The organism is Phyllobacterium sp. P5_D12 (assembly GCF_054049495.1).
This window is the reverse complement of sequence record NZ_JBFUMG010000030.1, coordinates 1-20,839: the sequence shown is the minus strand read 5'-3', so window position 1 is coordinate 20,839 and position 20,839 is coordinate 1. Positions and strand designations below refer to the sequence as shown.

Sequence of the window (20,839 nt, the reverse complement as noted above, 5' to 3'; positions counted from 1 at the left end):
GGACGCGCCCTGTGATTCTGACTGCACTGGCTGCCATTCTCGCCTTCATACCCTTAACTCATTCGGTGTTCTGGGGATCGATGGCCTATACGTTGATTGGCGGAACGGCTGCAGGCACCGTAATGATCCTGCTCTTCCTTCCAGCTCTGTACGCGGTGTGGTTCCGGATTAAGCCAACGAAAGATGACAGCCAGGGGGAAACGATCGAAGAACTGGCACTGCGGAGGGCAATGGCCGCGCAGTAGGGCACTTCGTGTGCAAGATATCCCTCCGGTTTTGAGTAGTTTTCTCATGCCTACCGACGTCTGCGGAGCTTTCACGGGCTGCAATGTCGTGGCGCTAGCCCGTGACTATCAGTGGGCCATCATTGTTGGCTCAAGTAAGAGATACTTCTGGGTACTTTCGCGCAATCCCCCTCTCACAGACAGACTTAAGGCGAAGGCGGTGTCAGTCACAAACAGGTGATGGTTGATGCGCAGAAGTTCGGTTCATCAGTTTGATGGTCGGGGTTTGCCGGGACGATGTGAAAACACTAGGTATATGTCCTCGAAGTCGTTTTGTTCTGTTTTCGCGCGTCAAAAATCGCATAACGTCTCAACCGGAACAAACTTCTGTAAGTGCTCGGGGCTTATTTAAAGGTGCTTACCTTAGTTCCCCCACTATTCAAGTGAAGGCCATCTTGCTTAAATAGTAGCGGGAAACCATACTAAGGCCTGGCAGTCGCTTCGCGCTGGCTTCCGCATCGCGCGCAACCTTGCTGCGCAGCCCTAGATGATGCCGTTCATCGCATCGGAATTCTTTCCGGGTCCATTTTCCGGTGCGATCGAGCGAAGGTCTCGGCGATCGCGAGCACCGCAGCATGAATCGGTCCTGCGGTGAGGTTGGGCATAATTGAYGCGTCCACTACAAAAAGATTGTCGAGCGCCTTGAGTCGTAGATTTGCATCGACGACGGCGTCCGGGTCCTTACCCATCCTGCAAGTACCACAGGGATGATGGTGTGTGATGACCGACTGCGCGATGAAGTCGTCCATCTCGGCTGCACTGTTCAGGGTGCTTGGCAGGAGTTCGCGCTCTCTCCAGCCGGCGAGTTCCTCTTTATGCCCGATTGTCCGTGCAGCCTCGAGAGCTTGGCGAAACAGCTCGCGGTCCCGACCGGTTTGCAGGTATGCCGGGTCGATGATCAACCGGTCGCCGACCTCCGGCCCACTTATGCGTAGGCTGCCGCGGCTCGTTGGATGGGTGATCCCGAACAGCAGCGAATATGAAGTGCCAGCGGCAGGCGCCTGAAAGCGTTCGGACACGATCGGCGCGACGCCGCAACCAACGACAATCTCGGGTTGACCAGTAGCGGCGAGCCCGTCAGCTCGCATATAGGCCATCGACTCCGAGTGTTGGAGGCGCGATGGAGGAACCGGCTTGCGTGCCGCATAAAGGTTGCCGGCACCAAGCAGGTGGTCCTGAAGGTTTCGACCGATTTCAGGCATATCGATCAAGCAGCCAACGCCTGCGGCGTCGAGTACATCGTGCGGACCGATGCCCGAACGCATCAGCAAAGCCGGACTTTCCAGCGCGCCGGCACAAAGTACAACTTGATCCGCAAAGACTTCGACCGGACCCTGTCGCCCTACGACCTCGAGGCTGCGGACCTGATTGCCCTCCAGGTTGAGCCGCCGCACCCGGGATCCCGTAAGGATGGTTAGGTTTTTGCGGCCTCGAACGGCCTTTGTGAGCCACGCGTCCGCCGCCGTAACCCGCCGCCCGTCGCGAATGTTCAAAGAGTTCGGGGTGACACCGATCATCTCTCCACTGTTGTGACCCTCAAGGCGAGGCAGACCCAATGCTGCGCCTGCCTCGATGAAGGCACGAGCAAGCGGACTTACTTCGTCCGCCGGTAAATGGATCGGCAACGGCCCGCCCTTGCCGTGAATGCCGTCGCCACCAAGCGGGTGGTCTTCGATAGCCTGGAAAACTGACAGCAGTTCATCCCAGCTCCATCGGCGATCCCCAGTCGCGTCGACCCAAGTCTGGAAGTCGGAGGGATGACCGCGCATGTAGCCCATGGCGTGCAGGCAACTCGAGCCGCCGATCAACCGCCCGCGCGCCCAATGATGCACTCGGCCTGCGGTGCCGGCTTGCGGCTCCGTGCGATAGTCCCAATCGTAGCTGCGGCCCTGAAGCGTCGGCCAGGCAGTGGGCTTCCAGATGTCGGGGTCCGCCGCCTCTTCGCCTGCCTCGATCAGCAGAACGCGACTGTCCGGCTCTTCACTCAGTCGCGCGGCAAGCAACGTGCCGGCCGACCCACCGCCGACGATGACGATATCGGAATTCGGTTTGCGCTCAACATTGGCCATGGTCATCATCACTCCATCTGCCATCTGCTGGCTTCGATTGCCGGCATGTCTGACACTGACATGGTGAAGGCCCCGCGCACTGATCTGCGTTCGGCAGATACCCGATCCAAAACGTCATGAAGGACTTCGAGTCTTCAGACGGAACCACAGTCCTGCGACGAATTCAAAGTCCGCTGTCCATGGATATCTTCGCTGCCGCCTTCGCCTTCAAGACGTGTTGTTTCGAGGCTTCTCGGGCGGCTTTCTCGTCGCCGGCGGCGATGGATTCGAATATCTCCCTCATCTCCGAGAGGCTGCTTTGTGCTCTGCCCTCCAATGACATCGATCGTCCGCGAAAGAAGCTTATCCTGGCCACCAGACCACGATGGACTTCCTCAAGGATCGGATTCCCGCAATTCGCGAGTATGATTGAATAGAAGTCTGCGGCGGTCATTACTTGTGCGAGGCTGTCATTGCTGGATGCCGCCGCTTCGAATGCGGAAAGAGATTTCTCAAGTTCACGCAACTGTTCCGGGGAAATTCTCGACGCGCATCGCCCCGCTGCCTCGACTTCCAGCAGCTCTCGAACCTCGTAGATGGCGGTTGCCACCTCCCACGAAAGTGCCGGTATCGACGGTCCGCGGTTGGGTACGATCTCGATCAGGCGCTCGGCCTCAAGGCTTCGCAAAGCCTCTCTCAGCGACGGACGGCTGATGCCGAGCTGTGTGCATAGCTGACTTTCGATGAGGCGGCTTCCCGGTTGGAATAATCCGGAGAAAATGGCGAGCCGTAACTTATCTACGGTCTCCCGTTGCACTGAACGTGGCGAAATTCGCAAATTCAAATCTGGGGGCATTGGTAACGTCTCATGAGCCTTTGGGTCGCAATCTGACGCTTAATACGCCAAGCGTCTAAACTTGACAGCAAGATAGTCAGATTGTCAAATCTGAAGATTGCAAGAATGTCAGACAATCGGCTTGACGTGCCCTACCTTATATGATCCTTTTGCATGAGAAACGGGCAGCGGCGGCGAGGATATGACATGGCGGCAGACATACCTTGCGATCACTTCATCTCGCGACGCATCGACACTGGCCGCATCACCTTGAACGTGCGCGAGCAGGGTAACGGCCCATTAATGCTATTCTTTCACGGCATTACCTCCAACTCCGCCGTCTTCGAGCCGTTGATGGCTCGACTATCGGATCGGTTTACGACCATAGCGGTTGACCAAAGGGGGCACGGCCTCAGCGACAAGCCAGAAACCGGCTACGAGGCGAATGACTACGCGGACGATATCGCCGGCCTTATACGCACTCTCGATCGCGGCCATGCCGTCCTCGTTGGACATTCGCTTGGTGCTCGAAATTCCGTCACGGCCGCGGCGAAATACCCGAATCTGGTGCGGTCGGTCATCGCAATCGACTTTACGCCGTTTATCGAGACCGAAGCGCTGGACGCGCTGGAAGCGCGAGTGAATGCGGGGAGCCAGCTTTTCGAGGATGTAAAGGCCGTCGAAGCATATCTCGCCGGGCGCTATCCGAATATTCCCGCCGACGCCATCAAGATCAGGGCTCAGAGCGGCTATCAGCGGGTCGACGGCGGATTGCGTCCATTGGCCTCGCCCGCGGCCATGGCCCAGACCGCCAAGGGCCTGCGAGCGGACCTGGTGCCCGCCTACCGGGACGTGACCAAGCCAGTCCTCATCGTTCGAGGCGAGACGAGCAAATTGGTGTCAGCGGCGGCGCTGGCGAAGACAAGTAGGCTGCGGCCTGATCTGCCGGTCGTCGTCGTTCCGGGCGCCGACCATTACGTCAACGAGGTGTCTTCCGAGATCACGTTGAAAGCCATCACCAACTTCATAGACGCCTGACGGCCAAGCGCCGTCTTCTTGTACGCAGCAGGATCCAGAAAATGGCCAACGTAAACAGAACTCCGGGCAAAACGCGTCGTGCCGAGGTCGCCGGGGGCGGCTTTGCCGGCCTGACCGCCGCCATCGCTCTCAGGCAGAAGGGCTGGGATGTCAGGCTGCACGAAAAGAGCTCTGAGCTCCGGGCATTCGGCGCAGGCATCTATCTCTGGCACAATGGCCTTCGCGTGCTCGAAGGACTGGGTGCCTTGGACGATGTTCTACAGGGCTCACACACGCCTCCGACCTACGAGACTTGGATGCATAACAAGTCGGTGTCCAAGGAGACGTTCAACGGTCTCCCTTGGCGTATCATGACTCGGAGCCACCTGCACGGTGCTCTGGTCAATCAGGCCCGTGCCCTGGGTGTCGACATCCGCGTTAGTTCCGAAGCAGTCGCCGCCGATCCGGAAGGACTTATGACCCTCCAGTCCGGCGAAGTTCTCGAAGCCGACTTGATCGTCGGCGCCGATGGCGTAGGCTCAAAGGTCAGGGATACCATCGGCTTCAAACAGGATCGATGGGTTTCAAAAGATGGTCTCATCCGACTGATTGTCCCGCGCATGAAGAAACAGCTCGGCCACGGCGAGTGGGACAATACCATTGACATGTGGAACTTCTGGCCGCGTGTTCAGCGGGTTCTCTACTCGCCCTGTAATGAAAATGAGCTCTATCTAGGCCTCATGGCTCCCGCCGCCGATGCTCGCGGATCAAGCGTTCCGATCGATCTCGAAGTCTGGGTCGAGATGTTTCCTTTCTTGGAGCCATGCCTGATCGAAGCGGCGAAGCTGAAAACCGCCAGGTACGACAAATACGAAACGACCAAGCTGGATAGCTGGACAAGAGGCAAGGTCGCCCTCGTGGGCGATGCCGCGCATGCAATGTGCCCGGCGCTTGCCCAGGGTGCCGGTTGCGCGATGGTCAACGCCTTCAGCCTGTCGCAGGACCTGGAGGAAGGCTCTTCGGTCGAAGATGCGCTCGTCGCGTGGGAGACGCGCATTCGCCCGATCACGGATCGCTGCCAGGCCCTATCTGGCGACTATGCGGCGAACCGATCGCTCYCGAAGGGAAACATGTTCACGCCAGCGGCGCTGGAAGCCGCCCGCTACGACCCGCTGCGCCGTGTCTACTCATGGCCGCAGTAGCGTCGGGCAAGCCGACCAACGAATTAATCGGTGCGTGCAGAAACAGCGCACACCATTCAGGAGATAAAGATGAATTATTCCAGTGAAGTCGAAAGAGACTATGATGTCAGGGGATGGTACTCCTCCGTCCAGGAAAGCCGGCATGACGGCGGCACGCCTGGCGAGACCCTCGTCAAGGTTGCGACAGGCGTTGTCATACGCAATCCCTTCGCTGGGAAGTTCGTCGCCGAACTGTCCGATCTGACAAATCCGAGTTCAGCGATCGGTCATGCGCTCGGCGAGCGAGCCGTGGCGTTGCTCGGCAACAGGCCGGTCGAAAGCTATGGCAAGGGCGGTATCGCGGGTACATCAGGCGAACAGGAACATGTCGTCGCCTGCATCACCACGGTATTCGGAGATTCGCTGCGGCAGCAGGTGGGCGGTGGCAAGGCCTGGATATCGTCGGTCAGCAAGGTCGCCGTCGCAGGCACGACTATCGATATCCCGCTTGCCCACAAGGACGAGCTCTACATCCGTTCCCACTACGATGCCGTCACCTTTTCCGTGCCGGATGCGCCGCGCCAGGACGAGCTTTTGATCTGCGTCGCCGTCGCATCGGGTCCGCGCGTGCATCAGCGCGTCGGGGGCAAATCCGTCGCCGACCTGAAGGCCGGCGTCTAGTTCGATCGAAATTGCTGAAGGACGAATTCCATGCCCCTGAACATTAAGGACCTCAAGATTACGTCAGCGGATTTCAAGCCGCTCGGGAAAATGCGCCACGAACACGCCGGCGACAAGGGCAACGTATTGCCCAAGCTTACCGTCAGTGGCGTCCCGGCAGGTGCGAAAGAGCTCGCGGTCATCTGCCACGATCCAGACGCGCCGCTCGCCAACGGTTTCACGCATTGGGTGGTCTATGGCATCGATCCCGCGGCCACCGACCTTTCGGACGCGCAGGAGAAGTTTCGCGTCGGCCCCAACGGTGCCGGCCACAAGCAGTACTACGGGCCTCAGCCCCCCGCGGGCCACGGAGAACATCACTACTACTTCTGGGTCTATGCCCTGGACACCAAGGTCGACGGGACGCCCACCCGGGAGGAGTTCCTGCAGAAATATGCCGGCAACATCATCGAGCAGAACCGGATCGTCGGCATCTACGAAAACAAGTGAAATCCGCGGCCCTGGCAACCGATAACAACAACAAGAATGGTCGCCATCGCCACAATGGGAGAATTTGGAAATGATAGACAACAGCCCCGCGCATCAGAAGGTCTTCGAAGAGCTGGTTACAGCGACGAAGATTCTGCTGAACGAAGGTATCCTGGATACGTTCGGGCACATCAGTGCCCGTGACCCCGAGGATCCCGAAAGCTTCTTCCTGGCACAGAAGCTCGCTCCGAGCCTCATAACGGCCGGTGACTTCCAGCGTTTCAACCTCGACGGCGAGACCTTGGATAACAGGCCGTCCTATCTGGAGCGCTACATCCACAGCGAGATTTACAAGGCGCGGCCGGACGTCCAGTGCGTGCTCCACAGCCATTCGCCGGCTGTCCTGCCTTACTGCTTCGTCGACCAGCCGCTCCGGCCGGTCACCCATATGGGGGCTTTCCTCGGCGACGCCGTCCCAGTCTATGAGATACGCGACAAGCAGGGAGACGATACCGATCTCTTTGGCGGCAGCCGGAGCGTCTGTGGGGACATCGCTGAAAGTCTCGGGAACTATCCCGTCGTGCTCATGGCGCGGCACGGCGTCGTCAATGTCGGCAGTTCTGTCCGGCAGGTGGTATTCCGGGCTTTCTATCTTGAACAGGAGGCGGCAGCGCAGACCGCCGGCCTGCGGATCGGCACGATCAAGTATCTGTCGCCGGGCGAAATCAAGGCCGCGGGAAATCTCGTCGGCGCCCAGATCGACCGTGGATGGGATCACTGGTCGCAGCGCCTCAGGGAAGCGGGCATGGCCTAGGGTCCGCGGGTGTTTGAACATACCCGGAAGACCTTGGTCCTAGCCCAGGTTTTTCCAGGCTCGGTTTCAATAGTTTCCTGACGCAAGAGCGTCAAACGAAGGCAATGAAACGCAACATGCCGCACGCTGAAAGCTACGATTATATCATTGTTGGGGCCGGATCGGCCGGTTGCGTGCTTGCCAACCGGCTGAGCGCCGACCAGAGATGTTCTGTGCTGTTGCTGGAAGCCGGCGGCTGGGACCGCGATCCCATGATCCATATACCGCTTGGCTGGGGCAAGATTCTGACCGAACGGCGCCATGACTGGATGTATTTCTGTGAGCCGGAAGACAATGTCGGCGGACGCAGGGTCGAGTGTGCACGCGGCAAGGTTGTCGGAGGATCATCGTCGACCAACGCCATGGCCTATGTGCGGGGCAATCGCGGAGACTACGATCGTTGGGCAGCCTCGGGGCTCAGCGACTGGTCCTATGACAAGGTGCTGCCGTATTTCCGCAAGCAGGAAAGCTGGGAAGGCGGCGAGAACCAGTTTCGTGGCGGCAAAGGTCCGGTCAGCACTCAGTTCTGCCGCTACAAGGACACGTTGATCGATGCTTTTGCGCAAGCCAGCGTGCAGGCCGGTTACGAGCAGACGAAAGATTACAATGGCGAGCGGCAGGAAGGGTTCGGCCGCCTCCAGATGACGATTTCAAAAGGCCGGCGCAGCTCGACTGCGACAGCCTATCTGCGGCCGGTGCTGAAGCGGCCCAACCTGACCGTTCTGACGGAAGCCAGCGCAACGAAGATCGTGCTGGAGGGTGCGCGCGCCACCGGCGTCACCATCAACCATCGCGGCGGCGAACGCACGGTCGTCGCCCGTAAGGAAGTGCTGCTTGCCGGCGGCGTAATCAACACGCCGCAACTCATGATGCTGTCGGGTATAGGGGCGCAGGATGAGCTTGCCGCGCACGGTATCGAGACGCGGGTCAACCTGCCGGCGGTCGGCGAGAACCTGCAGGATCACGTCTCGGTCATTCTCATGTACCGTCGCCGGGCTCCGGGCGGCCCGTTCCTGCGCAACATGCGTGCCGATCGGATCGGGTTGGATTTCGTCAAGACCTACCTGACGGGACGCGGTTTTTCGGGGGATGTGCCCGGCGGTGTCGTCGCCTTTCTGAAGAGCGGCCCGGCGCGACCGTTGCCGGATGTGCAGCTGCTCTTCACGGCGGCTCCGCTCGCCGCATGGCCATATTTCAAGCCATTCAAGGCGCCGTTTGCGGACGGCTTCGCAACACGCATCGTGGCCACGCAGCCTGAAAGCCGGGGAGCGGTGAAACTGGCGTCGGCCGATTCTTCTGCGGCGCCCCTGATCCACCAGAACTTCCTGGCCTCGCCGAAGGATTGGGAGTCGCTGCGGGCCGGCTTCCGGGTGGCAAGAGATCTCGCCGCACAGCCCTCCATGCAGCCCTTCATCGAGGCGGAGTTTTTTCCCGGCCCGAAGTGTCAGAGCGACGACGAGATCGACGAGCATATTCGCAAGACGTCCATCACCGTGCATCATCCGGCGGGGACTTGCCGGATGGGAGCCGATGCGGCCTCGGTCGTCGACCCGCAATTGCGCGTTCGCGGCGTCGAAGGCCTGAGAGTGGTGGACGCTTCCGTCATGCCCGACTTGGTGTGCGGAAACATCAATGCGGCAGTGATCATGATTGCCGAGAAAGCCGCCGACCTCATCGCGAGCTCGAAAGAAAGCGGGGCAGTGCAATGATCCGAAATATCGCCATCATCGGTCTGGGTACGATGGGACCGGGCATGGCCGCCCGGCTCGCCAGAGGCGGCCTTCAGGTGGTAGCCTACGATGTTGCCCCGGCAGCGATCGAACGCGCGCGATCCATGCTGGGCGTGGCCGAGACCGTTCTCGACGCCTTGGGTATTGCGCCGCCGCCGGCCGGCGTTGGAACGGTTCGCTTCACGGATGATATCGGCGATGCGGTATCCGGTGCCGACCTCGTCATCGAGAACGTTCCTGAAAACATTTCGGTCAAGGCCGAAGTCTATCGTACGATCGACGGCCTGATAGGCTCGGACACGATCGTCGCGTCCGACACGTCGGGTATTCCGATCACCAAACTGCAGGCGCATATCTCGCATCCCGAGCGGATGGTCGGCATGCACTGGTCGAACCCGCCGCACATCATCCCGATGATCGAGGTGATCGGCGGCGAGAAGACCGCGCCGCAAACCGTGGCGACGATCCGCGACCTGATCCGCTCGATCGGCTTGCTGCCGGTGGTGGTGAAGAAGGACGTTCCCGGCTTCGTCGAAAACCGCGTGCTCTATGCACTGCTGCGCGAGGCCGTCGACCTCGTCGAGCGTGGCGTCATCGATCCGGAGGATCTCGACACCTGCGTGTCGTGGGGCATCGGCTACAAGATCGCCGTCATCGGACCGATGGCGCTGCTCGATATGGCGGGCCTCGATATCTACAAGTCCGTCTCTTCCTTCCTCAACGCGGACCTCTCCAATCGTGACGATGTCGCGCCCATGGTGCTGGAAAAGACGAACGCGTCGAAGCTCGGCATCAAGTCGGGCGAGGGCATGTTCTCTTATACGCCCGAGCAGACCAAAGCGCTGCAAGGCGAACGGGCGCGCAAACTCGTCGCGGTGCGGCGCATCCTGGAAGGTCGGGAGTAGCAAATGGCGCATCGTGCTCACAGGATCGGCCGGGCTGGGGAGTTTGTAACAGCGGCTGTTGGTGCGAGGCGCGCCTTCGCGGACCGGACGGTGCGGCGACCGTTGACGACAGCGCATGGGGTGGCAAGCCATGCGCATTGAAACCATTCGAGCCGCCGGCGGCCGGCCGGCCCATATCCGCCATGACGACCTGATCTCTGCCAAGGGTGTTTCAGTGGTCATGGCGAGCCAGCTGGTTCTGCAGAACATCGATCTTTCGATCCCGAAGGGGTCGTTTGTCTCTCTTATTGGTCCTTCCGGTTGCGGCAAGAGCACCTTGCTCAAGGTTCTGGCGGGGCTTGTGAATCCGACAAGCGGCAGCGTTTCGATCGCCGGACTTCCGCCAGTCGRGGCGGCGCGCAAGCGCATGATCGGCCTCGTCTTCCAGGACGCCAACCTGCTTCCCTGGAAGAATGCCGTCGACAACGCATCGATGCTGCTTGGCATCGCCGACAAGTCGCTCTCGCGCGCCGATTTGCGGGCACGCGGGCAGGAGATGTTGGAACTGGTGGGGTTGGGCGACAGCGCCCACAAGCGCCCTCATGAATTGTCCGGCGGCATGCGCCAGCGCGTCGCCATCGCGCGGGCCCTGGCGCTCGATCCGGCGGTTCTCCTGATGGACGAGCCGTTCGGCGCGCTCGACGCCATCACCCGCGATTCGATGGGTCAGTCGCTGCTCGAGATTTGGCAGCGCACCGGCAAGACCATTGTGCTCGTCACCCATTCGATAGACGAGGCCATTCACCTGTCGCGCCATGTCCACGTGATGGGGATCAAGCCTGGGCGGATCACCGGGAGCCTCGACATTGGTCTGCCCTATCCGCGCGATCTGTCTTTAACGGAAGATCCGCAGTTCGTCAGGCTGTTGGTTCAGCTGCGGACGATGCTGCGCGCCAGCCATCAACCGGGAGGTGCGTCGTGAGCGATCAACCTGTCACCAATCTCTCCGAGTCGCGGCTTGCCTCAAGCTGGGGTGCAGTGACAGGCAGCTGGCTTCCAGCGGCTATCCTTCTGCTGGCGACGATCGTGGTCTGGGAAKCCGTGGTGCGGATTTTCGCCATATCCGCCTTCATCATTCCCGCCCCGTCCGAGATCGCGCAATCGCTGGTCGCGCAATGGGGAACGCTGATGCAGGCGACACTGGTAACGGCAGGCGAGATCCTGTTCGGATTCCTTGTCTCTATTGTGGTCGGCATTGCCATTGCGCTGGTCATCGTGCGCTTTGACTGGCTGGGGCGAGCGCTTTATCCGCTGGTGGTGCTGTTCCAGAACGTGCCCAAGGTGGCATTGGCGCCGATCTTCATCCTCTGGTTCGGCTACGGGCTTGCGCCCAAGATCGGCCTGATCCTGGTCATCGCCTTCTTCCCGGTGACATTATCGATGCTGGCGGGCATGCAGTCGGTCGATCGCTCGCTGTTGTCGCTGATGAATTCGGTCGGCGCCAGCCCGACGCAGATCCTGTTCCGGATTCGCGTTCCGCATTCGCTGCCGAACCTGATGGCCGGAACCAAAATCGCCGCGACGCTCAGCGTCATCGGCGCTATCGTCGGCGAATTCGCCGGCGCCTCCGATGGGCTCGGCTACGTCATCCAGTTCGCTTCGACCCAGCTCGACACCGCGCTCGTCTTCGCGGCCCTACTCCTCGTTTCGGTGCTGGGCATCGCCTTCTACTACGCAGCCGAAGTTCTCGAACGCATCATCGTGCCATGGGCACCGAAATTCAGCCACGCCTAGGTTACCTAGGACAGTCAACGACAGGAAGGATCGATCAATGCTAAGACGCTCACTCATAAAGGCAGCCACGCTTGCGGCGTTTGCCGGCGCGCTTGGCTTCTCCGGCGTAGCGCTGGCGGCGGACAAGGTCAGCGTGCAGCTCGACTGGGTGGTGCGCGGCAACCACGCCATGTTCTTCGTGGGCAAGGAGAAGGGCTTCTTCGCCAAGAACGACATCGACTTGGCCGAGATCCGCAAGGGTTCCGGCTCGCCAGACGCCATGCGGCTGGTGGGCAACGAGAACGCGGATTTCGGTTTCGGCGATCTTCCCACGCTCGCCGTTGCGCGGTCGCAGAATGTCCCGGTGGTGGCGGTGGCCGCAGTCAACCAGCACTCGCCGCTGGCGATCATCTCGCTGGCGAAGACGGTGAAGCTCACCAAGCCGGCTGATCTGAAGGGCCTCACCATCGGCATTCATCCAGCCGGTTCAACCTACATCTTCTTCAAGGGCTTCCTAGCGGCCAATGGCCTGACGGAGAAGGACATGACGCTCAACAGTGTCTCGCCGCCCTATGAAAGCTATCTGCTTCTAGGCCGGGTCCAGACGGTGGTCGGCTATGTCGACGCCGAGGTTCCCGAACTGGAGGCCAAGGCAGGCGGTCCCGGTTCGCTCAGCGTCATGACGGGCGCGGACCATGGCTGGAAGGCTTATGGCTCGGGCCTGTTCACCTCTCAGAAGATGATCAAGGACAAGCCCGGCGTCGTCGCCCGCTTCGTTGGGGCATACAGGGAAGCATTCGATTATGTCGTGGCCCACCCCGAAGAGGCCGCCGAGATCACGGCCAAGGCTGCACCCGGTTACGCGGACAAGAAGGATGTGCTGCTTGCGCAGATCAACGCCGATATTGCGTCGACCTTCACCGGCCCGGACACCAAGGAACACGGCCTCGGCTGGATGACGAAGACGCAGTGGGAGGAAACGCTGAAGACGCTCACCGATCAGGGCGTGCTCAAGACGGCTCTCTCGGCGGACGATGTCTTCACCGACACGTTCCTGGCAAAGAAGTAAGAGCGCACCGGTGTTGGGACGGGCAAGTCGATGAGCGCCTACCGGCAGACCAGGCTGTCCTGCCTCGTGACACAGGACACGGCGCGTTCGCCTTTCGCGGCGTCGGTGCTGTCGAGCGTGATCTGCACGCGTGTGGCATATGCGCGACCCGACAGGCCGCATCGCAGCCGCTCGACGGGCAGGTTCTCGCGCTTGTCGTTGAGGATCGTGAACGTGCCGGTCTTGGGGTCGAACCAGAGTTCGAGGCGCGCGCTCTCGCCCGGTTCGACCGTCGCGATCCCGGCGGAATACCAGTGGGCGAAGTCGGCATTGCAGGACAGTCCTTCATTGCCCACGTTCGAAATCGTCAACGGCACCATGTCGAGCCCGTCGGTGCCCTTTCGGACGATGATATGGTGCAACTCAACCGCGTTGGCGAAGGATGTGAACGCCAGCGCCACAGGGAGAACATAACGAATCTTCACTTTGCCTGAGCTCCATGGGTAAATTTACTCAGGCAGTCTACCTCGCATATGCGCAATAACAACATAATATTGATTGGTAAATCAAACAGAGAGGGTAACATGTTAAAGATTCTGAAGAGTAGTGTGAGTGCAGCTATACTGAGTGGCGTCTTGCTTGGCAGCGCGCTTGCCGGTGAAGTCAAGTCGATCGCCATCCTGACGCCCGAAGAAGGCACCGATTACGGCTGGAATCAGCAGGGCATCGATGCCGCCAAGGCGGCGGGCAAGGCCGCCGGCGTCGAAGTGGTCRTGGCCCAGGGCCTCGGCTATGGCGATGTTCGTCCGACGCTGCGGGAGCTCGCGTCCGATGGCGCCAGCTTGCTGATCGCCCACGCCAGCGGTTACAATACTTCGGGGCCCGAAATCGCCAAGGAATTGAAGGTTCCGGTGGCGATCGTCGATACGCCGAGCGGCCTGGAGAAGGGTCTCGTCGCCGACTACACGCTGAGCGGTCACCAGGGCGCCTATCTCGCCGGCCGTCTTGCCGCCAAGATGTCGCGCTCGAAGTCGGTCGGCATCGTCGTGTCGGGCGAACCGCCCTCGTGGAATTCGCAGTCAGCGGCGTTCGCGCAGGGCGTGAAGGCGGAGAACCCAGAGGTCAAGATCACCTATGCGGTGATCGGACCCGCCGCCTACAGCGACGCAGCCGGCGGCAAGCGCGTCACCGAAAGCGTGATCGYGTCGGGCGCCGACATCATCTTCGGCCAGGGCAATGGTTCGAGCTTCGGGATGCTGCAGGCGGTCGAGACGACCAAGGCGGCTGACGGCGGCAAGGTCTATTTCATCGACGTCATCGGCGACAAGACGCCGATCGACAAGGGCTTCCTGCTGTCGTCGGTGGTCTGGAACATTGAGCCGGTCTACGCGGCAATGATCGACGACCTGAAGGCCGACACGTTCGGCACCAAGAGCTACTCGATCGGCCTCAAGGATGATTCGGTCAAGCTTCTGAAGACCGCTGCAATCCCGGACAATGTCTGGACCGAGATCCAAGCGCTGCGCGACGAAGTCATTTCTGGCAAGATTCCGGTCGAGCCGGTCTATGATGCAGCGGCCGTCAGGGCGCTGATGACCAGCGTCGCCCAGTAGGGCAATCCAAACCGGCTACCGGAAGGGTGACCAGTTCATCCCTCCGGACCGATTTCATGTTTTAAGGTTCGGAGCTTTCATGGGCAGTCTTTCTTCATTACCGGGCGCCGACAAACGCGACATCGTCGCGCTTGAAGGCGTGACCAAACGCTTTCCCGGCATTGTAGCCAATGACAGCATCGACCTGTCGATCCGTCCCGGTGAGGTGCATGTGCTGCTCGGCGAGAATGGCGCGGGAAAATCCACCTTGATCGGCATGCTGTCTGGTCTGCTGCAGCCGGACGAGGGACGCATACTGGTCGACGGCAAACTGACACAGATCACCTCGCCGCGCCATGCGCTGGCGCTCGGTATTGGAACCGTCTTCCAGCACATGATGCTGGTGCCGGCTCTGACCGTGGCTGAGAACCTTTTGCTTGGCGGGCCCTGGTGGCAGCGCCCCAGGACCGAGGAGCTTGAGGCGCGCGTCGCCGAGATCACCCGCAGCCTCGGCATCACGGTGAAGCTGCATGCCAAGGTGTCGGAGCTTTCGCTTGGCGAGCAGCAGCAGGTGGAGATCCTGCGCGCCATGGTGCGCAACAGCCGGCTACTGATCCTCGACGAATCCACCTCTATGCTGACGCCGAAGGGCATCGACGAACTGGGCACGCTGATGCGCCGCCTCGTCGAGCAGGGACTGGCGATCGTCTTTATCACGCACAAGCTCAAGGAGGCGGCGGCCTTCGGCGACCGCATCTCGGTGCTGAAGCTCGGCCGCAAGGTCGGCGAGATTCCTTCCGAGCGCTTCCGCGCGCTGGGCGAACAGGAGATCATCTCGGAGATCGTGGAATTGATGTTCGGCAAACAGAAGGACGATCCGGAAGCGGTCGAGTGCCCCATCCGCACAGTCTGCGTCGAAGCCGCTCCGCTGCTTCAGGTCGCGGATCTCGCGGTCGCACCTACGGACAACGCACCGGGCCTATCGTCGATCTCCTTTGACATTCGTCCAGGCGAGATCCTTGGCATCGCCGGCATCGATGGCAACGGCCAGAAACAATTGGCGGAGGCCTTGGCAGGGCAACGCGTGGCGACCGGTGGTTCGGTGCGGCTGGAGGGAACCGCCATCGAGATGCTGAGCGTTGGCGAACGCCGCCAGCGCGGTCTTCGCTACCTGACCGACGACCGGCTGGGCGAAGGCACTGTCGGAACTTTCCCGGTTTCGATAAACTTCTTCCTCAAGCAGGTGGGCGCCGCTCCGTTCTGGCGCAACGGCTTCGAACAGCGCGCCGAGATCGACAAGCGCGCCGCCCAGCTCGTGCGCGAATACGATGTGCGCACGCCAAGCCTGAAGACGCCGGTCGCGCGGCTTTCGGGCGGCAATATCCAGAAGGTTCTGCTGGCGCGCGAACTGGCCGAAGGCGCCAAGGTCGTGATCTTCAACAAACCGACCTATGGGCTCGATCTCGCCAATACGCTGGCGTCGCGCCAGCGCATCCGCGACACCGCAGCGCGCGGCCTCGCCATATTGCTGATCTCCACCGACCTCGAGGAATTGCTCAGCATGTGCGACCGTATAGCCGTCATCGCCAACGGAGCGCTGGTCGGCACCGTCGAGAACGTAGACGACGCCCGCACCAAGGTCGGTCGCCTGATGATCGGACTAGCCGCATGAGCATCGACACCCCCACGGTCAATGCTACCGCACTCGATCCCACAAGCGCGGCGGCCGCGCGCCGTGACATCCTCCACAGGCTGCTGATGACGCTCGGCCCGATCCTCGCCGCACTGGTCATCGCCGGTTGCATCCTGCTTGCCGTCGGCGTCGACCCGCTCGCCTATTATGGCTATGTGTTGGAAAAAGGCCTGTTCTCGCCGCTTGGCATCCAGCAGACGCTGACGCGCATGGCGCCGCTGCTGTTTCTTGCCGCCGGCCTGATCGTGGCCTTTCGCGCCGGGACGTGGAATCTGGGCGGCGACGGCCAGTTCCTGCTTGGTGCCGTCACGGCAGCCGCCAGCGCCCCGGTGTTCGTCCAGTTGATGCCGGCCTGGCTGGCTCTCATCGGTTCGTTCCTGATCGCCGCGGTGGTAGCGATGATCTGGTCGCTGGTGCCGGCGCTGCTGCGGGCCTATCAGGGCGTCAACGAGATCATCACCACGCTGATGATGACGTTCCTGGGCACCTCGCTCGCCAATGTTCTGGTCAAGCTTGTATTTCGCGATCCCGGCACGACCGTTCCCCAGACGCGCACGCTACCGGTGGAAGACCGGCTGCCGCGCCTGTTCGATACGACCATCACCAGCGGCCTGCTGCTCGGCCTGGCAGCAATCATCATCGTGCATCTGGTGATGACGCGCACGGCGTTCGGGCTGAAATTGCGGATCGTCGGCGCCAATCCGCGAGCGGCGATTCATGCGGGGCTCGGCGTACCTGGTCTGACTATTGCCGTCTTCGCCATTTCCGCCGGGCTCGCGGGCCTTGCCGGTGCCGTCGACATTATCGGTGTTCAGGGCAATGTCCGCGCCGACTGGAATCCCGCTTACGGGCTGGCCGTCATTCCGGCCGTGTTCCTCGCCCGCATGAACGGTTTTGCCGCGATAGGTTTCGTGTTCCTGCTTTCGGTGTTGTCGATCGGCGGCGAAAGCGCGGCACGGCGGCTTGGTGTGCCCAATCATTTCACACTGGTGCTGGTCTCCATCGTGCTGATCGTGCTCGCTCTCGCCGAGTATGTCGACCACCGTTACAACCAGTCGAGAAAGGCTTAGGGCATGACCGGGCTATTCAGCGAAGTCTTTCTCAGCGCGCTCATGTTCGGCGCCGTCACCGCGGCCATCCCGCTGCTGCTGGCGGGCCTCGGCGAGCAAATGTCGGAAAAAGCCGGCGTGCTCAACATCGGCATCGAAGGCATGATGCTGGCCGGTGCCTATCTTGGCTTCGTCGGCGCGTTCTATTCCGGGTCGCTGTGGCTGGGGTTCCTAACAGGTGCCGCCGGCGGCGTCGCGGTGGCGCTGATCATGGCGCTGCTCTGCGTGCGCATCGGGCTGAACCAGATCGTCATCGGCATCGCGCTGACACTCGGTTTCGAAGGCCTGACGGCGCTGCTTCATCATTTCCAGTTCTCGCGCAGCTATCCCCGCCTGCCAGCGGCGGACGCCACCGTCATTCCGCTACTGTCGGATATTCCTGTCATCGGGCCTGCCTTCTTCAAGCATCACTTGATCGTCTATCTGGCGGTCGCGCTGGTGTTCGGCATGGGTTACCTCTATCGGCACACGCAGCTCGGCCTCAACCTGCAGGCAGCGGGCGACAAGCCAGCCGCGCTCGACGTCGCCGGTGTCGACGTCATCAAGACCCGGACCATCGCGGTGCTGACGACCGGCGCGCTGGCCGGCCTCGGCGGCGCCTATCTCGCCAATGTCGGGGCCGGCCTGTTCATTCCGTTCATCAGCAACGGCGCCGGATTTCTCGGCATCGTGCTGGCCATGCTGGCGCGCGGCCGTCCGGTCTGGGTGCTGTTCGGCGCCCTGCTGTTCGGCGTCTGCCTGTCGCTGACGACGGCCATGCAGGTAGCGGGCATCAACATACCGACCGACGTCATCCAGATGCTGCCATTCCTGGCGGTGATGATCATGCTGGTGTTGTTCGGCCGGCGGGCCAGTCTACCGGCGGCGCTGGGCATTCCTTATGAGCGCGGTACGCGCTGACAACAATCAGATGCGCGGAAGGGACCCGCGCCAAACAGGAGGTAATAATGTCGGATACCAAGATCTACCTGCTCGATGGCGGCTCGCTCGTTCTCGACGGCTATCATGTGTTCTGGAATCGCGGCCCTGGCGGCGAAGTGCGCTTTCCGGTCTATTCCATCCTGATCGAGCATGCCGAGGGCCGCTTCCTGATCGATACCGGCTATGACTACGATCACGTCATGAAGGTGCTGCCGTTCGAGAAGCCGATCCAGGAAAAGCACCAGACCATTCCCGGCGCGCTTGCGTTGCTCGGGCTCGAGCCCAAGGACATCGACGTTGTCGTCAATTCGCATTTCCATTTCGACCATTGCGGCGGCAACAAGTATTTTCCGCATGCAAAGAAGATCTGCCACCGCAGCGAGATACCGCAGGCCTGCAATCCCCAACCCTTCGAACATCTGGGCTATTCGGACCTGAGCTTCTCGGCGGAGGCCGCGGAAGCACGTGGCGCGACCGCGCAACTGCTGGAAGGCACGACGCGCGCCAACTCGACCTTCGAGGGCATCGAGGGCGACGTCGATCTTGCCAAGGGCGTAAAGCTGATCTCGACGCCCGGCCATTCGATCGGCCACTACAGCTTGCTCGTCGAGTTCCCCAAGCGCCAGCCGATGATGTTCACCATCGACGCCGCCTACACCCAGAAGAGCCTTGAAACGCTGTGTCAGGCGGCTTTCCACATCGACCCGGTGGCGGGCGTCAATTCGATGCGCAAAGTGAAGAAGCTGGCCGAGGACCATGGTGCCGAACTGATGTATTCGCACGACATGGAAAACTTCAGGAGCTACAAGACCGGCACGCAATTCTACGGCTGATCGCCCGCCAATCAGGAGAGAAGATGATGCGCTATCTCGAACACGCCGATCCGGTCATCACCCTGACCTCGGGGCCGGTGAACGCCTATGCCGAAGTGCTGCGTGGTCTCGGGCGCACGGTGCTTTACGACTACGATCCGGCGTTTCAGCTCCTCTACGAGAAGGTGGTCGACAAGGCGCAGAAGGCGATGCGGCTGTCGAACAAGCCGGTCATTCTGCATGGCGAGCCGGTACTGGGCCTCGAGGCCGCCGCGGCCTCCCTGATCGCGCCGGACGACGTCGTGCTCAACCTTGCCTCCGGAGTTTACGGTAAGGGGTTTGGCTATTGGGCGAAGCGCTATTCGCCACATCTCATCGAAATCGAGGTGCCCTACAATGAAGCGATCGACCCGCAGGAGGTTGAGGCAATGCTGAAAGCGCATCCGGAAATCACCATCGTTTCCGTGTGCCATCATGACACGCCGTCTGGCACCATTAATCCGATCGATGCCATCGGCGCGCTGGTCTCGGCGCATGGCGGTTATCTCATCGTCGACGCCGTCTCGTCCTTTGGCGGCATGAAGACGCATCCGGAGGATTGCAAGGCCGATATCTATGTCACCGGCCCCAACAAATGCCTGGGCGCGCCTCCCGGCCTCACCATGATGGGCGTCAGCGAGCGGGCCTGGGCCAAGATGAAGGGAAATCCCCTGGCGCCGCGCGCATCGATGCTGAGCATCGTCGACTGGCAAAATGCGTGGTCAAGGAACGAGCCGTTTCCGTTCACGCCGTCGGTCTCGGAGATCAACGGGCTCGATGTCGCGCTCGACCTTTATCTCGATGAGGGACCGGAGGCGGTGTGGGCGCGCCACGCGCTTACTGCCAAGGCAATGCGCGCGGGCGTCACCGCGATGGGCCTGTCGATCTGGGCGGCCAGCGACAGGATCGCATCGCCAACCACGACCGCCGTTCACACCCCTAAAGGTGTCGACGAGAAGGCGCTTCGACAGGCCGCGCGCGCCCGCTACGGCGTGGTGTTTTCGTCGGGCCGCGGCGAAACATTGGGGAAGCTGACGCGAATCGGCCATATGGGCCCGACCGCCCAGCCGATCTATGCGATCGCCGCGCTGACCGCGCTTGGCGGCGCCATGAATGCTTTGGGCCAGAAGCTTGCGATCGGCAAAGGCATCGAGGCGGCGCTCGCCATTATCGACGGCGACGCATGAGATGAATTCACAGGATCATAAATCATGGAGCATGGAAATGACTGAACGGCTTGCGGGGAAGACGGCGCTGGTTACCGGGGCCGCACAAGGCATCGGCAAGGCGATCGCCGCGCGGTTGGCCGCCGATGGCGCGACCGTCATCGTCAGCGACATCAACGCGCAAGGCGCCAAGGCGGCCGCCGCATCGATCGGTGGAAAAGCGAAGGCGATCGCCGCCGATATTTCCGATCCGGCATCTGTTAAGGCACTGTTTGCCGAAATACAGGCGCTGACGGGCGGCATCGACATCCTGGTCAACAATGCCAGCATCGTGCCGTTCATTGCCTGGGACGACGTCGATCTCGAACATTGGCGCAAGATCATTGACGTCAATCTCACCGGCACCTTCATCGTCAGCCGCGCGGGAACTGACCAGATGCGCGACGCCGGCAAGGCCGGGCGGGTGATCAGCATCGCATCCAACACGTTCTTTGCCGGCACGCCGAACATGGCGGCCTATGTCGCGGCCAAGGGCGGCATCATCGGCTTCACCAGGGCGCTCGCCACAGAACTCGGCAAATACAACATCACGGCAAACGCGGTGACGCCAGGGCTGATCGAGAGCGATGGCGTCAAGGCAAGCCCGCACAATGAGGCGTTCGGCTTCGTCGAGTTGCTTCAGGCGATTAAAGGCAAAGGGCAGCC

Annotated in this window: 22 protein-coding genes; 19 read left to right on the top strand and 3 right to left on the bottom strand. The window is 61.2% G+C overall.

All coding sequences use genetic code 11. The annotated features are described in order from the left end of the window. Both ACXJ5O_RS04255 and ACXJ5O_RS04250 read left to right on the top strand, forming a co-directional pair. Positions 1-245, top strand: a 245-nt coding sequence (locus ACXJ5O_RS04255; protein WP_457298804.1) for a hypothetical protein, incomplete at its 5' end; no start/stop codon positions are given. Beyond that, positions 184-465 (top strand): lipocalin family protein, encoded by a 282-nt coding sequence (locus ACXJ5O_RS04250; protein ID WP_457298803.1) that lies wholly within the window; start codon positions 184-186, stop codon positions 463-465. The genes ACXJ5O_RS04255 and ACXJ5O_RS04250, both read left to right, overlap by 62 nt. 316 nt (positions 466-781) lie before the next feature. Here the strand turns inward: ACXJ5O_RS04250 and ACXJ5O_RS04245 are convergent, their stop codons facing one another. Both ACXJ5O_RS04245 and ACXJ5O_RS04240 read right to left on the bottom strand, forming a co-directional pair. Next, positions 782-2,377, bottom strand: coding sequence for a GMC family oxidoreductase (locus ACXJ5O_RS04245; RefSeq protein ID WP_457298802.1), 1,596 nt, complete (start codon positions 2,375-2,377; stop codon positions 782-784). Positions 2,378-2,516: 139 nt separating this feature from the next. After that, entirely contained in the window at positions 2,517-3,188 is a 672-nt protein-coding gene (locus ACXJ5O_RS04240) for a GntR family transcriptional regulator (RefSeq protein ID WP_457298801.1), read from the bottom strand. A gap of 153 nt (positions 3,189-3,341) precedes the next feature. Here ACXJ5O_RS04240 and ACXJ5O_RS04235 point away from each other — a divergent pair, with 153 nt between their 5' ends. The 10 genes from ACXJ5O_RS04235 (at position 3,342) to ACXJ5O_RS04190 (ending at position 12,823) form a co-directional block, all read left to right on the top strand. Continuing rightward, positions 3,342-4,205 carry an alpha/beta fold hydrolase gene (locus ACXJ5O_RS04235; protein WP_457298800.1) on the top strand — a complete coding sequence of 288 codons (864 nt, stop codon included), beginning with the start codon at positions 3,342-3,344 and terminating at the stop codon, positions 4,203-4,205. 41 nt (positions 4,206-4,246) lie between these two features. Next, on the top strand, positions 4,247-5,386 hold the full coding sequence (locus ACXJ5O_RS04230) for an FAD-dependent oxidoreductase (protein WP_457298799.1): 1,140 nt from the start codon (positions 4,247-4,249) through the stop codon (positions 5,384-5,386). Positions 5,387-5,455: 69 nt separating this feature from the next. Further along, a complete protein-coding gene (locus ACXJ5O_RS04225) occupies positions 5,456-6,046 on the top strand; it encodes an amino acid synthesis family protein (RefSeq protein ID WP_457298798.1) in 591 nt (196 codons plus the stop codon). A gap of 30 nt (positions 6,047-6,076) precedes the next feature. Further along, complete coding sequence (locus tag ACXJ5O_RS04220) at positions 6,077-6,535, top strand: YbhB/YbcL family Raf kinase inhibitor-like protein (RefSeq protein WP_224515530.1); 459 nt, start codon at positions 6,077-6,079, stop codon at positions 6,533-6,535. A gap of 70 nt (positions 6,536-6,605) precedes the next feature. After that, a complete protein-coding gene (locus ACXJ5O_RS04215; protein WP_457298797.1) occupies positions 6,606-7,328 on the top strand; it encodes a class II aldolase/adducin family protein in 723 nt (240 codons plus the stop codon). 116 nt (positions 7,329-7,444) lie between these two features. Next, on the top strand, positions 7,445-9,076 hold the full coding sequence (locus tag ACXJ5O_RS04210) for a GMC family oxidoreductase (RefSeq protein WP_457298796.1): 1,632 nt from the start codon (positions 7,445-7,447) through the stop codon (positions 9,074-9,076). After that, positions 9,073-10,002, top strand: coding sequence for a 5-formyl-3-hydroxy-2-methylpyridine 4-carboxylate 5-dehydrogenase (fhmpcd1, locus tag ACXJ5O_RS04205; protein WP_457298795.1), 930 nt, complete (start codon positions 9,073-9,075; stop codon positions 10,000-10,002). Before ACXJ5O_RS04210 ends, fhmpcd1 begins: the two co-directional genes overlap by 4 nt. Positions 10,003-10,132: 130 nt before the next feature. Next, on the top strand, positions 10,133-10,963 hold the full coding sequence (locus ACXJ5O_RS04200) for an ABC transporter ATP-binding protein (protein WP_457298794.1): 831 nt from the start codon (positions 10,133-10,135) through the stop codon (positions 10,961-10,963). After that, a complete protein-coding gene (locus ACXJ5O_RS04195) occupies positions 10,960-11,775 on the top strand; it encodes an ABC transporter permease (protein ID WP_457298793.1) in 816 nt (271 codons plus the stop codon). The genes ACXJ5O_RS04200 and ACXJ5O_RS04195 overlap by 4 nt, the downstream gene beginning before the upstream one ends. A gap of 37 nt (positions 11,776-11,812) precedes the next feature. Further along, positions 11,813-12,823 carry an ABC transporter substrate-binding protein gene (locus ACXJ5O_RS04190; RefSeq protein ID WP_457298792.1) on the top strand — a complete coding sequence of 337 codons (1,011 nt, stop codon included), beginning with the start codon at positions 11,813-11,815 and terminating at the stop codon, positions 12,821-12,823. A 38-nt stretch (positions 12,824-12,861) separates the two neighbouring features. On the opposite strand, the gene ACXJ5O_RS04185 is transcribed toward ACXJ5O_RS04190, so the two are convergent. Then, positions 12,862-13,287 (bottom strand): hypothetical protein, encoded by a 426-nt coding sequence (locus ACXJ5O_RS04185; RefSeq protein ID WP_457298791.1) that lies wholly within the window; start codon positions 13,285-13,287, stop codon positions 12,862-12,864. A 99-nt stretch (positions 13,288-13,386) separates the two neighbouring features. On the opposite strand from ACXJ5O_RS04185, the gene ACXJ5O_RS04180 reads away from it, so the two are divergent. The 7 genes from ACXJ5O_RS04180 to pldH form a co-directional block, all read left to right on the top strand. Beyond that, positions 13,387-14,415: a putative B6 ABC transporter substrate-binding protein gene (locus ACXJ5O_RS04180; RefSeq protein WP_457298790.1), complete on the top strand. Its 1,029-nt coding sequence runs from the start codon at positions 13,387-13,389 to the stop codon at positions 14,413-14,415. Between the two features lie 79 nt (positions 14,416-14,494). Next, positions 14,495-16,066, top strand: a complete 1,572-nt coding sequence (locus ACXJ5O_RS04175) for a putative B6 ABC transporter ATP-binding protein (protein WP_457298789.1) — start codon at positions 14,495-14,497, stop codon at positions 16,064-16,066. Next, positions 16,063-17,157 (top strand): putative B6 ABC transporter permease subunit 2, encoded by a 1,095-nt coding sequence (locus tag ACXJ5O_RS04170; protein WP_457298788.1) that lies wholly within the window; start codon positions 16,063-16,065, stop codon positions 17,155-17,157. Before ACXJ5O_RS04175 ends, ACXJ5O_RS04170 begins: the two co-directional genes overlap by 4 nt. A gap of 3 nt (positions 17,158-17,160) precedes the next feature. Next, entirely contained in the window at positions 17,161-18,096 is a 936-nt protein-coding gene (locus ACXJ5O_RS04165; RefSeq protein ID WP_457298787.1) for a putative B6 ABC transporter permease subunit 1, read from the top strand. A gap of 47 nt (positions 18,097-18,143) precedes the next feature. Next, positions 18,144-18,950: a 4-pyridoxolactonase gene (gene pldA, locus ACXJ5O_RS04160; RefSeq protein WP_457298786.1), complete on the top strand. Its 807-nt coding sequence runs from the start codon at positions 18,144-18,146 to the stop codon at positions 18,948-18,950. 26 nt (positions 18,951-18,976) lie between these two features. Continuing rightward, entirely contained in the window at positions 18,977-20,155 is a 1,179-nt protein-coding gene (gene ppaT, locus ACXJ5O_RS04155; protein WP_457298805.1) for a pyridoxamine--pyruvate transaminase, read from the top strand. A gap of 37 nt (positions 20,156-20,192) precedes the next feature. After that, the coding region (gene pldH, locus ACXJ5O_RS04150) for a pyridoxal 4-dehydrogenase, SDR-type (protein WP_457298785.1) at positions 20,193-20,839 on the top strand (647 nt) is incomplete at its 3' end.